This is a genomic window from Aquamicrobium sp. LC103 (assembly GCF_001014615.2).
Lineage (GTDB): Bacteria > Pseudomonadota > Alphaproteobacteria > Rhizobiales > Rhizobiaceae > LBCQ02.
In genome coordinates, this window is sequence record NZ_LBCQ02000002.1 from 448,806 (window position 1) to 466,493 (window position 17,688).

Here is a 17,688-nt window from a genome sequence, read left to right on the forward strand (position 1 = left end):
CCGCCGCGGTCCAAGCCACCGACAAGCTCTAAAGGGTAGCGGATGCGCGCTCTACGTCAATGTGCGGATGAAAGCTTTCGTGAGAACCTCAGGCCGCCCGTCTTCGCCGCTCGCCGAGGATGATGATCAACCCCGCCGCCATGATGAGGGCCGCGCCGTAGAAAACCTCGGTTCGCGGAAGATCGCTCCAGATCAGGTAGCCGAGAACGAAGGACCATATCAGCGACGTGTATTCGAAGGGCGCGATGATGGAGATCGGCGCGCGCTTCATGCCGTCGAAGAGCGCGAACTGGGCGACGCCGCCGAGCATGCCGGCGCCCAGCAGCAGCGCGAGTTCGCCAAGGTCGGGCGTATGCCAGGTGAGGGCGGTTCCGATGCCGGCGACCACGACGAAAAAGAGATTGTTCAGCACGAGCTGGACGAGGGTGCGCTCGCGCGTGGCGATGCGGCGCAGGAGCACGATCGACAGCGCCCAAAAGGCCGCGGCCGCGAGCACCAGCAGGACCGGTCCGGAAAAGCCGAGATCAAGCGGGTTGCAGGCGATGAAGACGCCCACGAAGCCGGTCAGCACAGCCACCCAGCGCGTCGCCGGAACCTGCTCGCCGAGAATGAGGATCGAAAGCACCGTGACGATGACGGGTGCCGCGAAATAGATCGTCGTCAGCTCGGCCAGCTGGAGGTCGCGGGCGGCGGTATAGAAGCAAAGCCACGCCGCGAGGATCAGGAACGAGCGCAGCAGCATGGATTTGACGATGGGCGAGGCGACTGATTCGCGGAAGAGCTTGCGTCCGCCGATCAGGCCGCAGCCGACGAGGATCGTCGTCGAGCGGAAGAACATCACCTGCCACACCGAGACGGAGACCACGAGCAGCTTGACCACGGCGTCGTGCACGGAGAAGAGGAAATAGGCGAAGCTGGTCAGGAGAATCCCCGCCATGATCTTCTCGCCGGTATCGATCGTGGTGTCTGCCATTGCGGACGATCCTGGGAGCGCCGTGGCCGGCGGGCTTGTCTGCGGGAATTCGGCGCACATTACGCCCGCCGCCGAGGCGCAGCGCTACGCCACGCAAATCCATCGATTCAGCCAGCCGTGGCCGGCAAAAAGCTTCGGCCCGGCGACGGCGCATGTGTTAACAAGGTTAAGTCGTCAACGAGGAGGAAGCCGATGGACGCCGACGGACTGAAGGCCATGCAGGGCCCGATCAAGGACAGGTATCGCGAGGATGCGGGAAGCGCGCTCGTCACCCTGCGCGCCAGGGGATCGCTCGACGAACAGGCGATCGCCTGCAAGGTGGAGACGGGCAAGGCGATCGCGGTGGCCGGTCTTCATCCGGCGACCGGAGGCTCGGGCCTGGAACTCTGCTCGGGCGACATGCTCCTCGAAGCCCTGGTCGCCTGCGCCGGCGTCACCTTGAAGGCGGTCGCGACGGCGCTCGACTTCAAGCTCGGCAATGCCAGCGTCGAGGCGGAAGGCGACCTCGATTTTCGCGGCACGCTCGGCGTGGCGAAGGACGCGCCGGTCGGCTTCCGGGCGATACGTCTGTCGTTCGATCTCGACACTGACGAATCGCAGGAACGCATCGACACGCTCCTCAAGCTGACGGAGCGCTATTGCGTGGTCTTTCAGACGATCAACACCAAGCCTGAGCTGACCGTTTCGGTGAATTGACGGGAGAGGGGCCGGAGGGAACTCCCCGCCGGCCCGACCTGATTTACTGCGCGGGCGCCAGGACGGTGTGTCCGCGCATCAGGACGTAGTGCAGGCCGCCGCCGAGCGCCGCGCCGATGAGCCAGGCGAAGCCGGAGAGATCGGCGAGGGCGGGCACCCATACCGAGGCGACCGAGAAGACGGCCGCGATGAAGAAGGCGACCAGCGCCCTCATGTTCCAGCCATTGTCGTAATAATAGGCCGAGCCGGGTTCAGCCGAGAAAAGCTGCTGCACGTCGAGCTGCCGGCGCCGGACGAGATAATAGTCGACGACCAATATGCCGTAGAGCGGCGCGAGCACGGCGCCGAGCGTGTCGACGAAGCCGGTGATGCCGATATTGCTGATGAACGACACCCACAGCGCGCCGATGAAGAAGGCGATGACCGCCGCGATGATGCCGCCGGTGCGCGAGGAGATGCGCGACGGCGACAGGTTGGCGAGGTCGTAGGCCGGCGGGATGAAGTTGGCGACCAGGTTGATGCCGACGGTCGCGGCGAAGAAGGTGATGGCGGCGACCACCGTGAGCAGCAGATTGTCGACGCGTTCGACGATCTCGGCCGGGTTGGTCAGCGCCTCGCCGAACACCGCCACCGTGCCCGCCGTGACGAACAGCGCGATGAAGGAAAAGAGCGCGAGATTGCCCGGAAGGCCGAGCAGGTTGCCCTTGCGCATTTCGGATTCGGTCTTCACGAAGCGCGAGAAGTCGCCGAAATTGATGATGACGGCGGCGAAATAGGCGACCATCGTGCCGACGATGGCGACGAAGGCGCTGATCGAGCTGCCCTCATAGGTGCCGGTTCCCTGGAAGATGTCGCCGACCGCCGAAAGCAGTCCGCCGCCGGCCTGGTACCAGATGGCGATCATCAGGGCGATCATGACGACGTAGACCAGCGGGCCCGCCCAGTTGAGGAAGCGGGCGATCGAATCGATGCCGCGCAGGAAGAGGGCGAGCTGGAACGCGCAGACGATGACGTAGGAAATCCAGCCGACGGCCGTCATGCCGAGGAACTGCGCGCCGCCGGAAATGCCGAAGACGGAGTTGATCAGGAGAGCGACCGCCGTGGAGGCGAAATAGGTCTGCACGCCATACCAGAAGATGGCTACGATGCCGCGCACCAGCGCGGGAAAGTTGGCACCGCGCACGCCCATCGAGGCACGCGCCATGACCGGATAGGGAATCCCGTATTTCACGCTCGGCCGCCCGGAGAGATTGACCAGGAACATGACGATGAAGCCGGCGACGACGATCGCCGCGAACACCGCCCATCCGTTCAGCCCGTAGGTGAGGAAGAGCGAGGCGGCGAGCGTGTAGCCGAACAGGCTCTGCACGTCGTTCGCCCAGACGTTGAATATCTCGAACCAGCCCCACTTCCGCTTCTTCGGGTGAAGCGGCGCGAGATCCTCGTTGTAGAGTGACGGGTCGATCCGTCGGATCGTGAGCTCGTGTTCCTGCATGTCGCAAATCCCCTCTCTGCGATATTCGATGCGGGTTTTTCTCGCGCGGAAACGACGTTGATCGGCGTCGCCGGATTACGCAGCGTCAGGCAGCATCGCGCTATCGCCCATCGCAGTCGAGGTCTCGATTGCAACGAATATCAGGAAAGAGATTTTTGGATTTGCGGGCTTGTCTGTTTGCCGGACAAGGAGTCGGGAAGCGCCGGGACCCGGCGCTTCGCCGGCTTACCGGCTCGGGCGCCAGCCGGCGGCCCAGGGCGGCGGGTTGCCGCCATAGGTCTCGTCATAGACCTTCGGCGTCGAATTGGCGACGCCGCTGCTGAAGGTGAAATTGCCGATGGTGCACTCCTGCACCGTGCTCGACCGCATGCCGTGGCGCGTCTCGAAGGCGGGACCCTGCTTTTCGACGCAGCTGCTCGTTCCGGTGATGATGCCGTTGGACGAGAAGTCGAGATTGACGCCCGGCAATTGGTCCATGGTCGCCGGGTCGCCCGAGAAGGACTGCGAGCTGAAGACGTCGGCATGGGCGGGCGTCGCGGCAAACAGGAGCGCGCCGCAAAGCAGCCCGGCAAATGGCGAAACGGAAAATCCGGTCATCTCATCGACCCTTCCAAACATCTGATGCCCCGCAATCTGACACTAGGCTACCACATGCGCCGGAATTTGGTCCAGTGTTTGACCGGGGCAGCGCTTTTCACGCCCCTTCACTATTCCGGCATGCGGTAGGAGATGAACCTGCCTTGCGGGACGTCGTAGATGAGCCCGGTCTCCCCGAGCGAGGGACTTGCCAGCGCGACGATCTTCGCCGCCACCTCGGAGGGATGCGGCAATGTCTGCGGATCCTCGCCGGGCATCGCCTGGGCGCGCATGGCGGTGCGCGTCGCGCCGGGATTGACCGAGTTCACCCGCAAGGCGAGGTTCTTCGTCTCGTCGGCCCAAGAGCGGGCCATGGCCTCGACCGCCGCCTTGGAGGCGGCATAGGGAGCCCAATAGGCCTTCGCCGAATGGGCCGCCCCCGACGACATGACGATCGCGCGGCCGGCGTCCGACAGGCGCAGCAGCGGGTCGACGGAGCGGATCAGCCGCCAGGTGCCGGTCACGTTGATCGACATCACCTTGTCGAACACCTTGGCCTCGACATGGCCGATCGGCGCGATGACGCCGAGCACGCCGGCATTGGCGACGAGCACGTCGAGCTTGCCCCAGCGCTCGTGGATGGCGCCGCCGAGACGGTCGATGCCGGCCATGTCGGTAAGGTCGAGCGGCACCAGCGTGGCCTCGCCCTTGCCGCTGCGCGCCTTTTCGGCCTTGATCTCGTCGTCGAGCTCCTCAAGCCCGCCCACCGTGCGGGCAACCGCGATCACATGCGCGCCCGCCGCGGCGAGATCCCTGGCGATGAAATAGCCGATGCCGCGCGATGCGCCGGTGACGAGGGCCACGCGGCCGGTGAGGTCGAGGGGAGGGGTCATGCCGGTTTCCTATGTAGGTGCCCTATGTTGCCCCTAAATAGGGCGGCAAGGTCTGCGATATAGCTGCTGCCTACTGCGCGCCGGTCGCCAGCAGCGACAGCGTGCGCACATTGTCCGTGCCTTCGTGGTCGAGCAGCCGGGTCGGATACTCGCCGGTGAAGCAGGCGTCGCAGAATTGCGGCTGCTCGGCGTTGCGGTTGGCCTCGCCGACGGCGCGGTAGAGCCCTTCGATCGAGAGGAAGCCGAGCGAATCGACGCGGATGAACTCCGCCATCTCCTCGACCGTCATGCGCGAGGCGAGCAGCTTCGACTTTTCCGGCGTATCGACGCCGTAGAAGCACGAGGCGCGGGTGGGCGGCGATGCGATGCGCATGTGCACTTCGCGCGCGCCTGCCTCGCGCACCATCTGCACGATCTTCTGCGAGGTCGTGCCGCGCACGATGGAATCGTCGACGAGGACGACCCGCTTGCCCTCGATCATGCGGCGGTTGGCGTTGTGCTTCAGCTTCACGCCCATGTGGCGGATCGAATCGCCGGGCGAAATGAAGGTGCGGCCGACATAGTGGTTGCGGATGATGCCGAGCTCGAACGGAATGCCTGCCTGCTGCGAGAAACCGATCGCGGCGGGCGTGCCGGAATCCGGCACCGGAACGACGATATCGGCATCGATCGGGCTTTCGATGGCGAGTTCCATGCCGATGCGCTTGCGCACGTCGTAGACGTTGCGGCCCTCGACGGAAGAATCCGGCCGGGCGAAATAGACATATTCGAAGATGCAGAAGCGCGGCTTCTGCGCCTCGAACGGAAATAGGCTCTCGATGCCCTTGGAGGTGACGACCACCATCTCGCCGGGCTTCAGGTCGCGCACGAAGCGCGCGCCGATGATGTCGAGCGCGCAGGTCTCCGAGGCGAGAATCCAGGCGCCGTCGAGATCGCCGAGCACGAGCGGGCGGATGCCGAGCGGGTCGCGCACGCCGATCATCTTCTTCGAGGTGAGCGCGACGAGCGAGAAGGCGCCCTCGAGCTGGCGGATCGCCTCGATGAAGCGCGAATTGATGTCGCGCTCCTTGCTGGTGGCGACGAGGTGCAGGATCGTCTCGGTGTCGGAGGTGGAGGAGAAGATCGCGCCCTGCTTCTGCAGCGTGCGCTGCACGGTCAGGGCATTGGTGATGTTGCCGTTGTGGGCGACGGCGAGGCCGCCGGTCGAAAGCTCGGCGAAGAAGGGCTGCACGTTGCGCAGGCCGGCGCCGCCCGTCGTGGCGTAGCGCGTGTGGCCGATGGCGCGCGTACCCTGCAGCCGGTCGATCACCGACTGCTTGGTGAAGGTGTCGCCGATGAGCCCGACATGGCGCTCGACGTGGAACTGGCTGCCGTCATAGGAGACGATGCCCGCGGCTTCCTGGCCGCGATGCTGGAGCGCGTGCAGGCCGAGAGTGGTGATGGCGGCGGCATCCTGCCGGCCGAAAATGCCGAAAACGCCGCATTCGTCGTGAAAGCGGTCGTCGGCACCGGATGAAAACGGGGTATCGTCTGCGTCTGCCATCAGGCTGCGCCCTTCCGGTGGAGTTTCACGTCGGCCGTGTTAGTCGCTGGGCTGAGCTTCGGCCGGCTGTTCGGCTTCGGGAGTGTCGGCATCCGGTGAGACCCGATTGAGGATCGAATTTTCCGGATCGTCCGGCAGAACTCCTTCAAGCCAGTTGCCGATGCCTTCCAGCAACGGCCGCGACTTGGCTTCCGCTATCCAGGGCGGCGAGTTCGTTCCCACCAGCCAGCTGAAGAACAGGAAGCCCACTGCCACGACGAGGATACCGCGAGCCGCCCCGTAGAGAAAGCCCAGGGTCCTGTCGAGCGCGCCGATCCGGGAATCGATGATGAAGTCGGCAATCTTCATGGTGATCACCGTCACGATGATCAGGGCGATGAGAAAGACGATTGCCGCCGCCGCCGCGATCGAGATCTGCGCGTTGTCCACATAGGGTTGCACGTAGGGCAATACAACGGGGTAGAAGAAATATGCTGCGGCCGCCGCCGCCGCCCAGGAGGCGATGGACAGGATTTCGCGCGAGAAGCCGCGCACCATCGCCAGCATCGCCGAGACCAGAGTGAAGCCGACGAGAATTCCGTCAAGCAGCGTAATGGGCATTGTGGCTCCACTCCATAGCGCCGGCCACCAAATCGGCCGTGTTCATTCGAAATACGGCACCGCGCGTTTCCGCGTCAGTCTTCCGTGCTCCGCCCCTTCGACCCGGCGATCCGCGCCACGAGGTCAGCGAGGGTGTCCGGTTGGAAGGCCGATCTCTGACCTCCGCCCTTGTCCTCGCTCGACGCCGGCATGACCGCCTGCCCGAAGCCCAGCTTTTCCGCCTCCTTCAGACGCTGCTGCGCATGCGCGACAGGCCTGATTGCCCCCGAAAGACTGATTTCGCCGAAATAAACGCAATCCGCCGGAAGGGCAAGTCCGGTGAGAGACGAAACCAGCGCCGCCGCGACCGCGAGGTCGGCCGCCGGTTCCGAAATCCGGTAGCCCCCGGCGACGTTCAGATAGACGTCGTGGGTGGCGAAGCGGACGCCGCAATGCGCCTCCAGCACGGCGAGCACCATCGAAAGCCGCGCCGAATCCCAGCCGACCACGGCGCGGCGCGGCGTGCCGAGCGGGGAGGGGGCGACCAGCGCCTGTATCTCGACGAGCACCGGGCGGGTGCCTTCCATGCCCGCGAAAACCGCGGCGCCCGGCGCTTTCGCGCTGCGTTCGCCGAGGAACAGCTCGGACGGGTTGGCCACCTCGCGCAGACCCTTGTCCGACATTTCGAAGACACCGATCTCGTCGGTCGGCCCGAAGCGGTTCTTCACCGTGCGCAGGATCCGGTAGTGATGTCCGCCTTCGCCCTCGAAATAGAGGACGCCGTCGACCATGTGCTCGACGACGCGCGGGCCGGCGATCTGGCCTTCCTTGGTGACGTGCCCGACGAGCACCACCGCCGCGCCTGTGGATTTCGCGTAGCGGATCATCGCCTGGGCCGAGGCGCGCACCTGCGTGACCGTGCCGGGGGCCGAATCGGCCATGTCGGTCCACAGCGTCTGGATCGAATCCAGGATGACGAGGTCGGGGCGCCTGCCGTCGGCGATCGTCGCCAATATGTCCTCGACATTGGTCTCGGCCGCGAGCTCTACCGGCGTCTCGGCGGCGTTCAGCCGCTGCGCGCGCAGCCGGATCTGCGCGACCGCCTCCTCGCCGGACACGTAGACGACGCGGTGGCCGCGAAGGGCGAGGGCCGCCGCCGCCTGGGTGAGGAGCGTCGACTTGCCGATGCCGGGATCGCCGCCGACCAGCAATGCCGAGCCGCGGACGAAGCCGCCGCCCGTCGCCCGGTCGAGTTCGCCGATGCCCGACACGATGCGCGGCGCTTCCTCGATCTCGCCGGACAGCGTCGTCAGCGTGACGGCGCGGCCCTTGCGGGCGTTGCGCATGCCCGAGGGGCCGCTGCCGATGCCACCGGACGTGCCTTCCTCGATCAGCGTGTTCCATTCGCCGCAGGCGTCGCACTTGCCCGCCCAGCGCGTGTGGACGGTGCCGCAATTCTGGCAGATGAACTGGACGCGGGACTTAGCCATGGGGACGGGTTCTTCCCCGTGCGGCGGCATGGCTGTCGTCTCCGCGTCGCCATGAGCGGGCAGGGGGTGGAGGCACGAAGTCGCCAGGAAGCAGCAAGGTCGGCGACGGCCGCGACGGCGGTATCTCCCCCGCGAAGCGGGGCAGGAGGATGCGACGCGTGGCGGAGGGGGAAGGGGAAGCGCCGGTCATTGCGGCTGATCCGCCGCCACGTAGTGCCGGTAGTATCTCTTCCCCAGCGAGGTCAGCAGCTCGTAGGAGATCGTGCCGGCGGCCGTCGCCGCCTCGTCGATCGGAATGTTGGGGCCGAAGAGCTCGATATGGTCGCCGACATTCGCCGCGTCGCCAAGTCCCGTCACGTCGAACAGGGTGAGGTCCATGGTGACGCGGCCGAGCAGCGGCACGCGCTTGCCGTGCAGGAAGCCGTGCGCGCCGTTCGTGACCGCGTATCGCAGCGGCACGCCGGCGCCCGAGGCCGAACGCGGGTAACCGTCGGCATAGCCGACCGAGGCGACCGCGATGACCGTGTCGCGGGCGAGTGCCGCGCTCGCGCCGTAGCTCGCGGTTTCGCCGGCGCGCGCGTGGCGCACCTGCACGATGCGCGCTTCCGCGGTCACCACCGGCTTCATCGGATTCCGGCCGCCATTGTAGGGCGCGCCGCCATAGAGCGCGATGCCGGGACGGACGAGGTCGAAATGGTAGTCCGGGCCGAGGAAGATGCCGGCCGAGTTCGAGAGACTTGAATCGGAATCTGCGAGAATCCGTCTAACCTTTTGAAAGGATTCAAGCTGCCTCGCGTTCATCGGGCTGGCGGCGTCGTCGGCGCAGGCGAGATGGCTCATCAGCAGCAGCGGCGTGACGGCCTGCGTCAGCGAGTTTTCATGGGCGAAGGCATGCAGCTCCTCCGCCGTCACGCCGAGCCGGTTCATGCCCGAATCGACGTGGATGGCGCACGGGCGCGGCGCTTTCCCATCCCATCCGAAAGCTTCCCATGCCGATATGTCCGCCTGCGTGTTCAATACCGGCATCAGGCGGTGCTGGGCGTAGGCGGGGGCGGATTCAGGCCCGAAAAGACCGTTGAGGACGAAGATGTCGGCACCGGGCGCCGCCCGCCGCGCGGCGATGCCTTCCTCCGGAAGGGCCACGAAGAACGTCCGGCAGCCCGCCTGCCACAGCGTCGGCACGACCATCGCTATCCCGAGGCCGTAGGCGTTGGCCTTGACCACGCCCGCAACCCTGGCGGGGGCGGCCCGTTGCGCGAGCATGCGGTAATTCTCCGCCAGCGCGCCGAGGTCGATCGTCAGCCTGCCGCCGGCAAGCCTCGGGTCGGCGCCCTGGTGGGCGCTGTCGGGAGAGAATGGAATAAAGTCGCTCAATTCCTACTCGAAACGTTCAGGCAGATGATGTTCCTCGGCCAGGTCCGAGAAGCGGGTGAACTCGCCCTGGAAGGCGAGCGAGACGGTTCCGGTGGGACCGTGACGCTGCTTGGCGATGATGACCTCGGCCTTGCCCTTGACCTCGTGCATCTCGCCTTCCCACTTGATGTACTCCTCGGTGCCGGGCTTCGGCTCCTTGTTCTTCAGATAGTATTCCTCGCGATAGACGAAGAGAACCACGTCGGCGTCCTGCTCGATCGAGCCCGATTCGCGCAGGTCGGAAAGCTGCGGACGCTTGTCGTCGCGGCTTTCGACCTGACGGGAGAGCTGCGAAAGCGCGATGATCGGCACGCCGAGTTCCTTGCCCAGCGCCTTGAGGCCGGTGGTGATCTCGGTGATTTCCTGGACGCGGTTCTGCTGCGCGCGGGCGCTGGTGCCCTGCATGAGCTGGACGTAGTCGATGACGAGCACGTCGAGCCCGCGCTGCCGCTTCAGCCGCCTGGCGCGGGCGGCGAGCTGGGCGATCGAGATGCCGCCGGTCTGGTCGATGAACAGCGGAAGCTTCTGCATCGTTTGCGCACAACCGACGAGTTGCTCGAATTGCGCTTCGTTGATTTCGCCTCGGCGAATTTTGGATGACGGAATTTCCGTTTGTTCGGAGACGATGCGGGTGGCGAGCTGCTCGGACGACATTTCCAGCGAGAAGAAGCCGACCACGCCGCCGTTCGCTGCCTTGAACGAACCGTCCGCCTGCTGCACCGGCTCGTACGAGGCCGCGATGTTGAAGGCGATGTTGGTGGCGAGCGACGTCTTGCCCATGCCGGGACGTCCGGCAAGGATGATCAGATCCGAGGGCTGCAGCCCGCCCATGCGGCGGTCGAGGTCGCGCAGGCCCGTGGCGACGCCGGAAAGATGGCCGTCGCGCATATAGGCGGCGTTGGCCATGTCCACGGCGGTCTTGACCGCATCGCTGAAGCTTTCGAAGCCGCCGTCGTAGCGGCCGGTCTCGGCAAGCTCGAAGAGCCGCCTCTCGGCGTCCTCGATCTGGTCGGACGGCGACATGTCCACCGGCGCGTCATAGGCGATGTTGACCATGTCCTCGCCGACCGTGATCAACGCGCGCCGCGTCGCGAGGTCGTAGATGGCGCGGCCGTAGTCGGCGGCGTTGATGACCGTCGTCGCCTCGCCGGCGAGCCGGGCGAGATACTGCGCCACCGTCATTTCGCCGACCTTCTCGTCGGCCGGCAGGAAGGTCTTGATCGTCACCGGATTGGCCATCTTGCCCATCCGGATCAGCTCGGCCAGCACCTCGTAGATCTTGCGGTGCAGCGGCTCGTAGAAATGCGCGGCCTTCAGGAAGTCGGAGACGCGGTAGAAGGCGTCGTTGTTGACGAGGATGGCGCCCAGAAGCGCCTGCTCGGCCTCGATATTGTTCGGAGCTTCCCGATAAAGCGGTGTTTCCGCCGCATTGAGTTTGCGGGCTGCCTCAGCCATGCCGGTTCCATCGATTCGTGTTATTCGCCGGATAGAACGAAACACCAAATCCCGGCATCCAATGCATCGGTCCTACCCCGAGAATCGGTTTGGGCCAATGCGGATTCCTGCCGAGATCGGAGTGTTTCGCGATACACACAGCAACTCACAGGCAAGCGTGCCCGCTCTTCCTTTTGCGGTTGACACGAATCAGCTCGGCGCAGCTTAGCGCCGCGCCGAGGAGAACAAAACAGGAAAATAAGGTTATCCGCTATTTGCCGTCGGCCATTTTGCGCCTTCCGCGGGCGCGCGGCGACGCCGGCTGCGGCGCATGCCCCATCTCGTGCATGACGATCGCCTTCTCGCACTTGCCGATATAGTCGCGGGTGATAGGCAGCGCGTCGTTCTTGAGGGCGAGCTGGATCTGGAACACAATCATGTCCTGCCAGCGGAACGAGGCCTCCGAGCCGGCGAGATAGAATTCCCACATCCGGCAGAAGCGCTCGTCGTAGATCGCCTTCGCCTTGTCGCGATTCGCCATGAAGCGTTCGCGCCAGTTGCGCAGCGTCTCGGCATAGTGGAGCCGCAGGATTTCGGTGTCGGTGACCACCAGGCCGGCCTTCTCGATATGCGGAAGCACCTCGGAGAGGGCGGGGATGTAGCCGCCGGGGAAGATGTGCTTGCGGATGAACGCGTTGGTGGCCGAGGGCGGCCCGGAGCGGCCGATCGAGTGCAGCACCATGACGCCATCCGGCTTCAGCAGCGCCGCACAGCGTTCGAAGAAGGCGCGGTAGTGGTTGACGCCGACATGCTCGAACATGCCGACCGACACGATCCGGTCGAAGCGTTCCTGCAGGGAGCGGTAGTCCTTGATCTCGAAATGGACGCGGCTCTGCAGCCCTTCCTCATGCGCCCGGTCGGTCGCGACCGCGTGCTGCTCGGTGGAGAGGGTGACGCCGAGCACGTCGACGTCGAAGGTGCGTGACAGATAGAGGCCGAGGCCGCCCCAGCCGGAGCCGATGTCGAGCACATGGTGGCCGGGCTTGAGGTTCAGCTTGGCCGCGATATGCCGCTTCTTGGCGAGTTGCGCATCCTCCAGCGTCATGTCGGGCCGTTCGAAATAGGCGCAGGAATATTGCAGGTCCTCGTCTAGGAAAAGCCGGTAGAACTCGCCGGAAAGGTCGTAGTGGTGCGCGACGTTGCGCCTCGAGCGCCCGGCGGTGTTGACCTGCTGGAGCCGGCGGAAGGCATGGCGCAAGCTGTCGAGCGCCTTCATCCAGGCGGCTTCCACGCCGTGCGGGCCCATGTTCTGATAGACGGTGTGAAGAAGCTCCATCACGTCGCCTTCGACGATGTCGAGCTCGCTGTTCATGTAGGCTTCCGGCACCGCCAGCATCGGATCCATGGTGATCGCGCGCTGCGCATGATGCGTCTTGATGACGACGTGGACCGGCGTTCCGGTTCCGTCGCCGAAGACGTCGACGATCCCGTCGGGATCCGTGACCGTGAGGTTTCCGGTGCGAACCAGGCGCCCGACGACGCCCTGAAGCAGTCTGTTCATTCTCTCGTCCACCTAAGGCATAAGACAACCTTAGGTAACTATGTGACCCTCCCGAGGTTCCGTTCAAGACAAAAAAATGCCCGGATGTCGCCATCCGGGCATCGCTTTTTCGGTGCCGTTCGAAGAGATCAGGCGTTCTCTTCGTCCTCGAAACCTTCTTCGTTCGGGTCGAAGAAAGCATCGGGGCGGGCGTTCTCGTTGATGTCGTCGCCGTAGATCGCCTCGGCCGAATCCAGCTTCTCGCCGGCCGCCTGGCGCTCCGCCTCGTCAGCCGAGCGGGCGATGTTCAGCGTGATGGTGACCTCGACCTCGGGATGCAGCGCAATCGCAACATTCGTAAGGCCGATCGTCTTGATCGGCTGGTTCAGCTCGACCTGGTTGCGGCCGACGGAGAAGCCCTCGGCGGTGAGGATTTCGGAAATGTCGCGGGTCGAGACCGAGCCGTAGAGCTGGCCGGTTTCGCCGGCGGAGCGGACGACCACGAAGCTCTTGCCGTCGAGCTTGTCGGCGACCTGCTGGGCCTCCGACTTGCGCTCGAGATTGCGGGTCTCGAGCTGGGCGCGCTGGCCCTCAAACTTCTTCTTATTGGCCTCATTCGCGCGCAGCGCCTTGCCCTGCGGCAGAAGGAAGTTGCGGGCGAAACCGTCCTTGACCTTCACCGTGTCGCCCATCTGGCCGAGACGGGAAATGCGTTCGAGGAGAATGACTTCCATTTTCATGTTCCTTTCAACGTCGCCATCTCTGGCGGAAATTCCGGAACAGGCAAGGAAGCAAAAGAAGGGGCGCTAGGCCGTTTCGCTGTCCTGCCTGCCTGGCAGTTAGGGCCGATCGGCCCAACTCGGGATTTTCATGCTTCTCCGCCGCGCCCAACGCGGAGGAGGGGTCCGGGCGATCCCCGATCGGGACCGCCCGGAACCGGAACTTACTTCACCACGTAGGGAAGCAGGCCGAGGAAGCGCGCGCGCTTGATCGCCTTGGCGAGCTCGCGCTGCTTCTTCTGGCTCACGGCCGTGATGCGGGACGGCACGATCTTGCCGCGCTCGGAAATGTAGCGCTGCAGGAGGCGGACGTCCTTGTAGTCGATCTTCGGTGCGTTGGCGCCGGAGAACGGGCAGGTCTTGCGGCGACGGTGGAACGGACGCCGCGTCGGGATCTGGTTGATGTCGACCATTATTCTGCAGCTCCTTCAGCAGCTTCGCGCGGACGGCGCGGGCCCCGGTCACCACGGTCGCCGCCACGATCACCGCGATCGCCGCCGCGGTCACCACGATCGCCGAAACGCGACGGACGGTCGCCGAAACGGTCGCTGCGGTCGTCGCGCTTCTGCATCATCGCGGACGGGCCTTCCTCGTGCGCTTCGACGCGGATCGTCATGAAGCGCAGCACGTCTTCCGACAGGCCCATCTGGCGTTCCATCTCCTGGATCGCGGCGGCCGGAGCCGTCAGGTCCATGAGGGTGTAGTAGGCCTTGCGGTTCTTGTTGATGCGGTAGGTGAGGGACTTCAGTCCCCAGTTCTCGACCCGGCCGACGGAACCGCCATTCGCCTCGATCACACCCTTGTACTGTTCCACGAGGGCTTCGATCTGCTGCGGCGAGAGGTCCTGCCGGGCAAGGAACACATGTTCGTAAAGAGCCATATTGTCTTGCCTTTCTTCGTTTTCCCTGTCCGGCGCCCAGCGGCTAAGCCTCTGCAACTTCTCTTTTCCGCGGTTGCGGCGAAGAAAGGAGCATGACGAGACGGTCGAGAGCGGAGACACGGGAGGCGGAAGGCCTTCTGCCTTCACACACGCGGTCTTCCCTTGCGGAAAAAACGCACGGCCCTCCGTTCAGCCCCCAGCAAGGACCGGCAGATTGCGGCCGTCTATACAGGTTTTTTCGCGGAAGACAAGCGCTGCGGGCGGGAACGGATCAATAGGTCGCAATGTCCGCGCGTCGCGCGCGCTCCGCGACGAGCTCCGGTGGCACCGCGGGGAAGAAGCGGTCCTGGCCGTAGCGCCTGCCGAACATCGTGTCGTATTGCAGCAGCCGGTACTGGCGCAGCAGCGGATCGATCGTCGGCCGCCGCATCCAGCCCTCGGCATTGCCACCGTCGGCGCCGATGAGCAGGTGCCTGTCGATCACGGCATAGCGGTGGCGAAGGTCGCCGAGGAAGCCCGTGTAATAAGGATGCTCGATGCCGGCCGCCTGAAAGACGTGGAACGGCAGGAAGGCCGGGCTGACGGTGCCGATGTTCGGGACCCGGCCGGTCTTGTTGTTCCAGACCACCAGCGGCGTCTCGTGCTGCACGAGCATTTCGTCGGCGGGCGCGAAGCGGTTGGCGACGTTGCGCTCCATGAAGCCGGTGGCGACATAGGCCGGCCCCAGTGGCGGCAGGTGGTCGCCGAAGAGCGCGATGACGGTCGGCTGCTCCCGCTTGGCCGCCCAGCGAATCAGCCGCCGCAGGCTCTTGTCGGCGTCGGCCGCGCCCTCGGCGAAACTCTGGATCGAGGAGCGCGCCGCCTCGCCGGCCGCCGTGATCACCTCATGCTTGGGCTCCGGATAGCGGTCGGAGCCGTAGGGTCCGTGGCCCTGCAGGGTGACCGCGAACAGGAAGAGCGGATCGGTCGCCGCCTCGGCCTGCTTGATGATCTCTTCCGTCAGCGCCTCGTCGGAGGCGAGCTTGCCGCGCTTTTCCAGCGGCGGAAGGTTCTCCTGCGACAGGAAGCGGTCGAAGCCGAACGCCTCGTAGACCGGACCGCGGTTCCAGAACCATTCGGCGAAGGGATGGACGGCGAGGGTCTCGTAGCCGGCATTCCTGAGGAAGCTTGCCATCGAGGGAAGCTCGCCGCGCACATATTGCTGATAGGGAATGCTGCCATAGGGCAGGAAGGCATTGGAAAAGCCCGTCAGCGCCTCGAATTCGACATTGGCGGTCATGCCGCCGAATTCGGGCGAGAAGACGTGGCCCGACTGCACCGACTTGACGAATTTCAGCGGGTCCGGCCTGATCGTCACATTCGGCAGGCGGGTCGCGTCCCAGAGGGATTCGCTCATCACCACGATGATGTCCGGCTGCTGCGCGGGGATGTAGACCGCATCGGTCGCGCGGTCGATCGAGGTCATCGCGTACTGCGAATAGCCCGCGGGCGCCGCGACGTTCGCCATCGGCACGTTGAGGAGGAAGGCGAGCGTGAAGCCGTTGTGGGCGTAATTCGCCTTCTGGTCCCACATCATTGGGGAAATGCGCAGATTGTCGCGCATCTGCGAGAAGCTCGAATAGTCCATGATCGAGGCGAAATAGCCGAGGATCGGCACCGAGACGATCAGGCAGAGCAGCCGTCCGCCGATGCTTTTCCTGGGCAGGTGCCGCGCCTTGCGCCATGCAAAGACCATGAAGGCGGCGGCCGCGACCGTCGACAGGGCGATCACGAGCGCGGTGACCGGCCGGTCGCTCGCCATCAGGGGGAGCAGCTCGACGATCTGCCGCGCATAAAGAATGTCGGTCGGATAAAGCGGATCGCCGAGATAGAAGCGCTTCTCATAGCCGATCCACGCCAATCCCAGGACGATCGGCGCGACCAGCAGGATCGACTGGTGCGCCCGCCACAATATCGCGTCGAGCGCGAGAAAGAGGAGCGCGAACAGCGCCACCGTCGTCCAGGCAGGGCGATGCGTCTCGCTGAAGAAGCGGACGACCTCGGAAACGGACCCGCGCCCGATCAGCTCGACGGCGAAGACGAGGGCGACCGCCGCCAGAAGGGTGATCAGGAACGAGACGAGCCCGCGCGCGAATTTCGGTCCCCAGGAGGCCGACCGTCCACGCAACCGTTCATTTCGTTTGAGCGATTGCTCATGGGCTATAATGTCGCTCAACGTCAGCTTCCTGTCGTCAAAATGGGGGCGCGTCATCTAACAGTCATTAAACCGTCATGAAACCCTTAGGTTGCTTCACTTTCGAGGAACGGCGTTCACACGTTGCTGATGAGTCCCGTTTCGTTCTCGCGTAAATCGGGAAAGCCGCCGCCGAGGACGCCGAGACTTGACCTGCCGCGCTCATTGCGCCACACGGCAGGCGAAAGGCACGAAACCGGAGAGACGCTCCATGGCGATCGCATTCACATTTCCTGGTCAGGGAAGCCAGGCCGTCGGTATGGGCAAGGACCTCGCCGACGCCTTCCCCGAGGCCCGCGCGGTCTTTCAGGAAGTGGACGATGCGCTGGGCGAAAAGCTCTCCGCGATCATGTGGGAGGGGCCGGAGGAGACGCTGACGCTGACGGCCAACGCCCAGCCGGCGCTCATGGCGGTGTCGCTCGCGGTCGTCCGGGTGCTCGAGGCGCGCGGCTTCTCGCTCAAGGACAAGGTTGCCTATGTCGCCGGCCATTCGCTCGGCGAGTATTCGGCGCTCGCCGCCGCCGGAACCTTCTCGATCGCCGACACGGCGAAGCTCCTGCGTATCCGCGGCAATGCCATGCAGGCCGCCGTGCCGGTGGGCGAGGGCGCCATGGCGGCGATCATCGGCCTGGAGCAGCCGGACGTGGAAGCCGCCTGCGAGGAGGCCGCGCGGGGCTCCGTCTGCCAGGTCGCCAACGACAATGGCGGCGGCCAGCTCGTCATTTCCGGCGCGAAGGCGGCGGTCGAGCACGCCGCGCGCATCTGCACGGAAAAGGGCGCCAAGCGCGCCCTGATGCTGCCCGTCTCGGCGCCTTTCCATTCGGCCCTGATGGCGCCCGCCGCCGAGGCGATGCGCATCGCGCTCGCCGAGGTGGAGAAGAGGGCGCCGGTCGTGCCGGTCGTGGCGAACGTGGTCGTCGCGCCGATTTCCGATCCGGATGAGATCGCCGCACGCCTGGTCGAGCAGGTCACCGGCCGCGTGCGCTGGCGCGAGACCGTCGAATGGTTCGGCGCGAACGGTGTTTCGACGCTTTATGAAATCGGATCGGGCAAGGTGCTTTCCGGGCTCGCCCGGCGTATCAACCGCGATATCGCCACCGCGTCCGTCGGCACGCCGGCCGACATGGAGACGGCGCTCGCCGCGCTCGCCTGACGGCTTGAACC

General features: G+C 65.2%; 16 protein-coding genes. 2 read left to right on the top strand and 14 right to left on the bottom strand.

The window, feature by feature from the left end; all coding sequences use genetic code 11:
- Positions 1–88: 88 nt before the first annotated feature.
- The gene (locus XW59_RS05595; protein WP_047143739.1) at positions 89–973 is read right to left on the bottom strand and encodes a DMT family transporter; all 885 of its coding nucleotides are present in this window, start codon (positions 971–973) and stop codon (positions 89–91) included.
- 192 nt (positions 974–1,165) lie between these two features.
- Between XW59_RS05595 and XW59_RS05600 the strand changes: the two genes are divergently transcribed.
- On the top strand, positions 1,166–1,669 hold the full coding sequence (locus XW59_RS05600) for an OsmC family protein (RefSeq protein WP_047143740.1): 504 nt from the start codon (positions 1,166–1,168) through the stop codon (positions 1,667–1,669).
- Positions 1,670–1,712: 43 nt separating this feature from the next.
- Here the strand turns inward: XW59_RS05600 and XW59_RS05605 are convergent, their stop codons facing one another.
- From XW59_RS05605 to XW59_RS05665, 13 genes are all read right to left on the bottom strand, one after another.
- Positions 1,713–3,164 carry an NCS1 family nucleobase:cation symporter-1 gene (locus XW59_RS05605; protein WP_047143741.1) on the bottom strand — a complete coding sequence of 484 codons (1,452 nt, stop codon included), beginning with the start codon at positions 3,162–3,164 and terminating at the stop codon, positions 1,713–1,715.
- Between the two features lie 225 nt (positions 3,165–3,389).
- Positions 3,390–3,761: a hypothetical protein gene (locus XW59_RS05610; RefSeq protein WP_136067960.1), complete on the bottom strand. Its 372-nt coding sequence runs from the start codon at positions 3,759–3,761 to the stop codon at positions 3,390–3,392.
- A gap of 110 nt (positions 3,762–3,871) precedes the next feature.
- Positions 3,872–4,633 (bottom strand): SDR family NAD(P)-dependent oxidoreductase, encoded by a 762-nt coding sequence (locus XW59_RS05615; RefSeq protein ID WP_047143743.1) that lies wholly within the window; start codon positions 4,631–4,633, stop codon positions 3,872–3,874.
- Between the two features lie 70 nt (positions 4,634–4,703).
- On the bottom strand, positions 4,704–6,176 hold the full coding sequence (gene purF, locus XW59_RS05620; RefSeq protein ID WP_047143744.1) for an amidophosphoribosyltransferase: 1,473 nt from the start codon (positions 6,174–6,176) through the stop codon (positions 4,704–4,706).
- A gap of 39 nt (positions 6,177–6,215) precedes the next feature.
- A complete protein-coding gene (locus XW59_RS05625) occupies positions 6,216–6,776 on the bottom strand; it encodes a CvpA family protein (RefSeq protein WP_047143745.1) in 561 nt (186 codons plus the stop codon).
- Between the two features lie 74 nt (positions 6,777–6,850).
- Positions 6,851–8,245, bottom strand: a complete 1,395-nt coding sequence (radA, locus tag XW59_RS05630; RefSeq protein WP_047143746.1) for a DNA repair protein RadA — start codon at positions 8,243–8,245, stop codon at positions 6,851–6,853.
- A gap of 186 nt (positions 8,246–8,431) precedes the next feature.
- Positions 8,432–9,607 (bottom strand): alanine racemase, encoded by a 1,176-nt coding sequence (alr, locus tag XW59_RS05635; protein ID WP_052957996.1) that lies wholly within the window; start codon positions 9,605–9,607, stop codon positions 8,432–8,434.
- A 15-nt stretch (positions 9,608–9,622) separates the two neighbouring features.
- Positions 9,623–11,113 (bottom strand): replicative DNA helicase, encoded by a 1,491-nt coding sequence (locus XW59_RS05640; protein WP_047143748.1) that lies wholly within the window; start codon positions 11,111–11,113, stop codon positions 9,623–9,625.
- 250 nt (positions 11,114–11,363) lie between these two features.
- Positions 11,364–12,653 carry a cyclopropane-fatty-acyl-phospholipid synthase family protein gene (locus tag XW59_RS05645; protein WP_047143749.1) on the bottom strand — a complete coding sequence of 430 codons (1,290 nt, stop codon included), beginning with the start codon at positions 12,651–12,653 and terminating at the stop codon, positions 11,364–11,366.
- A 128-nt stretch (positions 12,654–12,781) separates the two neighbouring features.
- A complete protein-coding gene (rplI, locus tag XW59_RS05650; RefSeq protein ID WP_047143919.1) occupies positions 12,782–13,366 on the bottom strand; it encodes a 50S ribosomal protein L9 in 585 nt (194 codons plus the stop codon).
- Between the two features lie 209 nt (positions 13,367–13,575).
- The gene (gene rpsR, locus XW59_RS05655) at positions 13,576–13,824 is read right to left on the bottom strand and encodes a 30S ribosomal protein S18 (protein ID WP_019170551.1); all 249 of its coding nucleotides are present in this window, start codon (positions 13,822–13,824) and stop codon (positions 13,576–13,578) included.
- Positions 13,824–14,291, bottom strand: a complete 468-nt coding sequence (rpsF, locus tag XW59_RS05660) for a 30S ribosomal protein S6 (protein ID WP_047143920.1) — start codon at positions 14,289–14,291, stop codon at positions 13,824–13,826. The genes rpsR and rpsF overlap by 1 nt, the downstream gene beginning before the upstream one ends.
- A gap of 271 nt (positions 14,292–14,562) precedes the next feature.
- Positions 14,563–16,506, bottom strand: a complete 1,944-nt coding sequence (locus tag XW59_RS05665; RefSeq protein WP_246666006.1) for an LTA synthase family protein — start codon at positions 16,504–16,506, stop codon at positions 14,563–14,565.
- 229 nt (positions 16,507–16,735) lie between these two features.
- Here XW59_RS05665 and fabD point away from each other — a divergent pair, with 229 nt between their 5' ends.
- A complete protein-coding gene (gene fabD, locus XW59_RS05670) occupies positions 16,736–17,677 on the top strand; it encodes an ACP S-malonyltransferase (RefSeq protein WP_047143750.1) in 942 nt (313 codons plus the stop codon).
- Positions 17,678–17,688 lie beyond the last annotated feature (11 nt).

Bases quoted from the DNA above. Each gene is read 5' to 3' on its own strand.
- XW59_RS05595 (WP_047143739.1), bottom strand. From the start codon at position 973: ATGGCAGACACCACGATCGATACCGGCGAGAAGATCATGGCGGGGATT.
- XW59_RS05600 (WP_047143740.1), top strand. From the start codon at position 1,166: ATGGACGCCGACGGACTGAAGGCCATGCAGGGCCCGATCAAGGACAGG.
- XW59_RS05605 (WP_047143741.1), bottom strand. From the start codon at position 3,164: ATGCAGGAACACGAGCTCACGATCCGACGGATCGACCCGTCACTCTAC.
- XW59_RS05610 (WP_136067960.1), bottom strand. From the start codon at position 3,761: ATGACCGGATTTTCCGTTTCGCCATTTGCCGGGCTGCTTTGCGGCGCG.
- XW59_RS05615 (WP_047143743.1), bottom strand. From the start codon at position 4,633: ATGACCCCTCCCCTCGACCTCACCGGCCGCGTGGCCCTCGTCACCGGC.
- purF (WP_047143744.1), bottom strand. From the start codon at position 6,176: ATGGCAGACGCAGACGATACCCCGTTTTCATCCGGTGCCGACGACCGC.
- XW59_RS05625 (WP_047143745.1), bottom strand. From the start codon at position 6,776: ATGCCCATTACGCTGCTTGACGGAATTCTCGTCGGCTTCACTCTGGTC.
- radA (WP_047143746.1), bottom strand. From the start codon at position 8,245: ATGGCTAAGTCCCGCGTCCAGTTCATCTGCCAGAATTGCGGCACCGTC.
- XW59_RS05640 (WP_047143748.1), bottom strand. From the start codon at position 11,113: ATGGCTGAGGCAGCCCGCAAACTCAATGCGGCGGAAACACCGCTTTAT.
- XW59_RS05645 (WP_047143749.1), bottom strand. From the start codon at position 12,653: ATGAACAGACTGCTTCAGGGCGTCGTCGGGCGCCTGGTTCGCACCGGA.
- rplI (WP_047143919.1), bottom strand. From the start codon at position 13,366: ATGGAAGTCATTCTCCTCGAACGCATTTCCCGTCTCGGCCAGATGGGC.
- rpsR (WP_019170551.1), bottom strand. From the start codon at position 13,824: ATGGTCGACATCAACCAGATCCCGACGCGGCGTCCGTTCCACCGTCGC.
- rpsF (WP_047143920.1), bottom strand. From the start codon at position 14,291: ATGGCTCTTTACGAACATGTGTTCCTTGCCCGGCAGGACCTCTCGCCG.
- fabD (WP_047143750.1), top strand. From the start codon at position 16,736: ATGGCGATCGCATTCACATTTCCTGGTCAGGGAAGCCAGGCCGTCGGT.